The organism is Anaerotignum sp., from assembly GCF_045122575.1.
GTDB lineage: Bacteria > Bacillota > Clostridia > Lachnospirales > Anaerotignaceae > Anaerotignum_A.
The window spans coordinates 1-3,850 of record NZ_JBGVHV010000137.1 but is presented as its reverse complement, the minus strand read 5'-3'; the positions used below and the strand labels follow the sequence as shown (position 1 = coordinate 3,850).

Genomic DNA, 3,850 nt, shown 5'->3' with positions numbered 1-3,850 from the left:
TGGATATTCTGATCCTGATTTTTGAATTCTTCAAGATCGGTCTGTTTTCGATCGGTGGTGGTCTGGCAACATTACCTTTTCTGTATCGTCTGTCGGATAAATACCCTTGGTTTTCCGTCCATCAGATTCCGGATATGATCGCGATTTCCGAATCCACACCCGGCCCGTTGGGGGTCAATATGGCCACCTATACAGGCTTTCAGCACAGCGGTGTCATCGGCAGTATCTGCGCAACGGCAGGGCTGATTTTCCCCTCTGTGGTCATTATTATCATCATTTCCAGAATGCTGGAAAAATTCCGCAGCAATAAATATGTGAATTATGCCTTCTACGGACTGCGCCCTGCGGTGATGGGTCTGATCGGCGCGGCAGGCTTCGGCGTTCTCATTGGAGCGTTGTTCCATTCTGCGACTTTTGAGGAACTGCGCTTGGCAAATATCAGCAGTCAGATCGGTATAGAGGAATGTATTTTGTTTGCGGCACTGCTTTTTGCAACGAATAAGTGGAAAAAGCATCCGATTTTTTATATCGTACTCAGTGCGGTGGTGGGCATCGTTTTTGCCCTGTAACAATCATCAAGATTTCGTCCCTTCCATATCCTAGTAGAAAGAATGGAATGGGGGAATCCATATGAAACCGATACTATGGCTGGCTCTCGTTATGGGATACGGTATGTTTACATGGGCAGCAGAAAAGCGAACCTTCGCCAAGGCTGCCCTTTGTTTTTTGGACGGCGGATATCTGGCCTTTCTTTGTTTTGCTCTTTTACCCCATGTGATGGGAACGGCGTATTTCTTTCTTTCCGCAGCAGCGGCGGGGGTTGGTGTTCTGGTCAGTCTCCGGCTGGAAGGAAGAAAGATCCTCTCTGTCCTCATCCTTTGGATCGTGACAGGCTGTCAGCTTCTTTGGCAGGATCCCCTTTCTTTCAGAGAGGTTCTGCTTCTGGCATTTTTTGGCGGTATGGGGCTGTATCATGCTTCTGCGGGTATCATTCCGAACAAAATCGAGATCGGAAAGGCCCTCTGCAGTGGTGCAGGTTTCCTTTTTGGGACATTTTTGTTCATGTAATTCAAAAAAAGTCCAATAAAATGCAGAAATCGACCGATGGAAAATTGCCAAACAAGCGAAAATTTGGTATAATACCGTATCTGCGTGAGAAAATAAGAACGCAGCGGGAATGCCGAATCCCGCAAAAAAGAAAAAAAGAGAGAAGGTTACCTTTGGTATCCAAGGGGGTTATTATGAGTTTTATCGAAAAAGAACAACTGAAAGAAATGATTCGGGAAAACGTAAAAACGCTGTACCGAAAAACACTGGAACATGCCACACCTGAAGAGCTGTATCAGGCGGCAGTATTTGCCATCAGGGATGTCATCACAGATAAATGGATGAAGACCCATGATGAATATTATGAAAAAGATGTAAAAGTAGTTTATTACCTGTCTATGGAATTTTTGATGGGTCGCTTCTTCGGCAATGCCCTCATCAATCTGGAAATGTTTGATGATGTAAAAGCAGTATTTGAAGAACTGGGCATCGATTATAACATGGTAGAAGACGCAGAACCCGACCCCGGTCTGGGGAACGGTGGTCTGGGCCGTCTGGCTGCCTGCTTCCTGGAATCCCTGTCTACACTGGCGCTGCCTGCATACGGCTGCGGTATCCGCTACCACTACGGCATTTTCGAACAGCGTATCGAAAACGGCTATCAGGTGGAAGCACCCGATAACTGGCTGGAAAACGGCGATCCCTGGGGCATCAAGAGAAATGAATATGCCGTAGAAGTAAAATTCGGCGGCAATGTACGCGCTGTGGCTGACGACAAAGGCGGCTACAAAATGGTACATGAAAACTTCCAGTCCGTAACAGCCATCCCCTATGACTATCCTGTCATCGGCTATGGTAACAACACAGTAAATACACTGCGTCTGTGGGAAGCAAAACCCAAGAACAGACTGGATCTGAAGTCCTTCAACGAAGGGAACTATCAGAAAGCAGCAGAAGAAGAAATGCTGGCAAACACATTGACAGACGTACTCTATCCTGCCGATGAACACATGCAGGGCAAAGAACTGCGTCTGCGTCAGCAGTATTTCTTTATTTCCGCAACGATCCAGAGAGTGATCGCCCGTTTCAAAAAAATGCACACAGATTTCAATCTGCTGCCCGAAAAGGTTGCATTCCAGCTGAATGATACGCACCCCAGTATGGCAGTTGCAGAACTGATGCGTGTGCTGGTGGATGAAAACGATCTGCCTTGGGAACAGGCTTGGGATATCACAAGAAAAGTATGTGCTTACACAAACCATACCATCATGGCGGAAGCACTGGAAAAATGGCCCATGGAACTGTTCAGCCGTCTGCTGCCCCGTATCTATCAGATCGTAGAAGAAATCAACCGTCGTTTCGTTCTGGAACTGACAGAAAAATACGGCAATGACCCTGCGAAGGTAAGAAAAATGGCGATCATCGCTGACGGTCAGATCCGCATGGCTTATCTGGCCATCGTAGGCAGCCATTCCGTAAACGGTGTAGCTGCTCTGCATACAGAAATTCTGAAAAATCAGGAACTGAGAGATTTCTATGAACTGTATCCTGAAAAATTCAACAATAAAACAAACGGTATCACCCAGAGAAGATGGCTGGTACATTCCAACAGAGAACTGGCTGATCTGATCTCTGAAAAAATCGGTAAGGATTGGGTGACAAATCTGGACGAACTGCAGAAACTGATCCCTTATGCAGACGATGCAGCTTTCCGCGAACGTTTTATGGCGATCAAGAGAGACAACAAGATCGCTCTGGCAAACTATATCAAAGAAACAAAAGGCATCGACGTAAACCCTGATTCCATCTTCGATATTCAGGTGAAACGTCTGCATGAATACAAGAGACAGCTGCTGAATATCCTGCATATCATTGGTCTGTATAACCAGCTGAAGATGAACCCCGGCCTGGATATGGTTCCAAGAACATTTATTTTCGGTGCAAAAGCAGCAGCAGGCTACCGTCGTGCAAAACTGATCATCAAGCTGATCAACGCAGTGGCTGATGTAGTCAATAACGATGCTTCTATCAATGGCAAGATCAAAGTGGTATTCATGGAAAACTACCGTGTATCTCTGGCGGAAAAACTGATCCCTGCAGCAGATATCAGTGAACAGATCTCTACAGCAGGTAAGGAAGCATCCGGTACAGGTAACATGAAATTCATGCTGAATGGTGCCCTGACCATCGGTACGATGGACGGTGCTAATGTGGAAATCTGCGAAGAAGTTGGCAGAGACAACATTTTCATCTTCGGTATGAGTGCGGATGAAGTGCAGCAGAAATATCAGGGTGGTTACGATCCCTGGATGGTATACAACATGAACCAGGAAGTGCGTATGGCACTGACAAGCCTGATCGATGGTACTTTCGATTCCGATACAAATCGTTTCCGCGAACTGTATGATGCCCTGCTGAATGGCTGCGGCGGCAGAGCGGATGAATATTTCGTTCTGGAAGACTATGCGGATTACGCAAGAGCCCACTGGGATATCGATGCGGCATACCGCGATCAGGAAAGATGGGCAAGAATGGCCATCCTGAACACAGCGAAAAGCGGTAAGTTCTCCTCTGACAGAACCATCCGCCAGTATGCAGATGAAATCTGGAACCTGCCCACCGTTGATATCGAACTGTAATATTTTGACGGCGAGAAGGATTTGACATCCTTTCCGGTAACAGGTAAAATAAGAAACGGGGCTGTGGTCACCACGGCCCCATACATAAGCACCCGTAGCTCAGGGGATAGAGCGTTCGGCTCCGGACCGAAAGGCCGCAGGTTCGATTCCTGTCGGGTGCGGAA

The 3,850-nt window shown here is 47.0% G+C and carries 3 protein-coding genes and 1 tRNA gene; all 4 read left to right on the top strand.

Going from position 1 to position 3,850, the window contains the following annotated elements; all coding sequences use genetic code 11:
• Positions 1 to 5: 5 nt before the first annotated feature.
• Positions 6 to 569, top strand: a complete 564-nt coding sequence (locus ACJMLT_RS06755; RefSeq protein ID WP_405728458.1) for a chromate transporter — start codon at positions 6 to 8, stop codon at positions 567 to 569.
• Between the two features lie 61 nt (positions 570 to 630).
• On the top strand, positions 631 to 1,068 hold the full coding sequence (locus tag ACJMLT_RS06750) for a hypothetical protein (RefSeq protein ID WP_405728455.1): 438 nt from the start codon (positions 631 to 633) through the stop codon (positions 1,066 to 1,068).
• 173 nt (positions 1,069 to 1,241) lie between these two features.
• Complete coding sequence (locus ACJMLT_RS06745) at positions 1,242 to 3,686, top strand: glycogen/starch/alpha-glucan phosphorylase (RefSeq protein WP_405728452.1); 2,445 nt, start codon at positions 1,242 to 1,244, stop codon at positions 3,684 to 3,686.
• An 88-nt stretch (positions 3,687 to 3,774) separates the two neighbouring features.
• Positions 3,775 to 3,847: transfer RNA gene (locus ACJMLT_RS06740), tRNA-Arg, on the top strand.
• Positions 3,848 to 3,850 lie beyond the last annotated feature (3 nt).

Excerpts from the sequence above, each read along its gene's own strand:
- ACJMLT_RS06750 (WP_405728455.1), top strand. The coding sequence starts at position 631 with ATGAAACCGATACTATGGCTGGCTCTCGTTATGGGATACGGTATGTTT.
- ACJMLT_RS06745 (WP_405728452.1), top strand. The coding sequence starts at position 1,242 with ATGAGTTTTATCGAAAAAGAACAACTGAAAGAAATGATTCGGGAAAAC.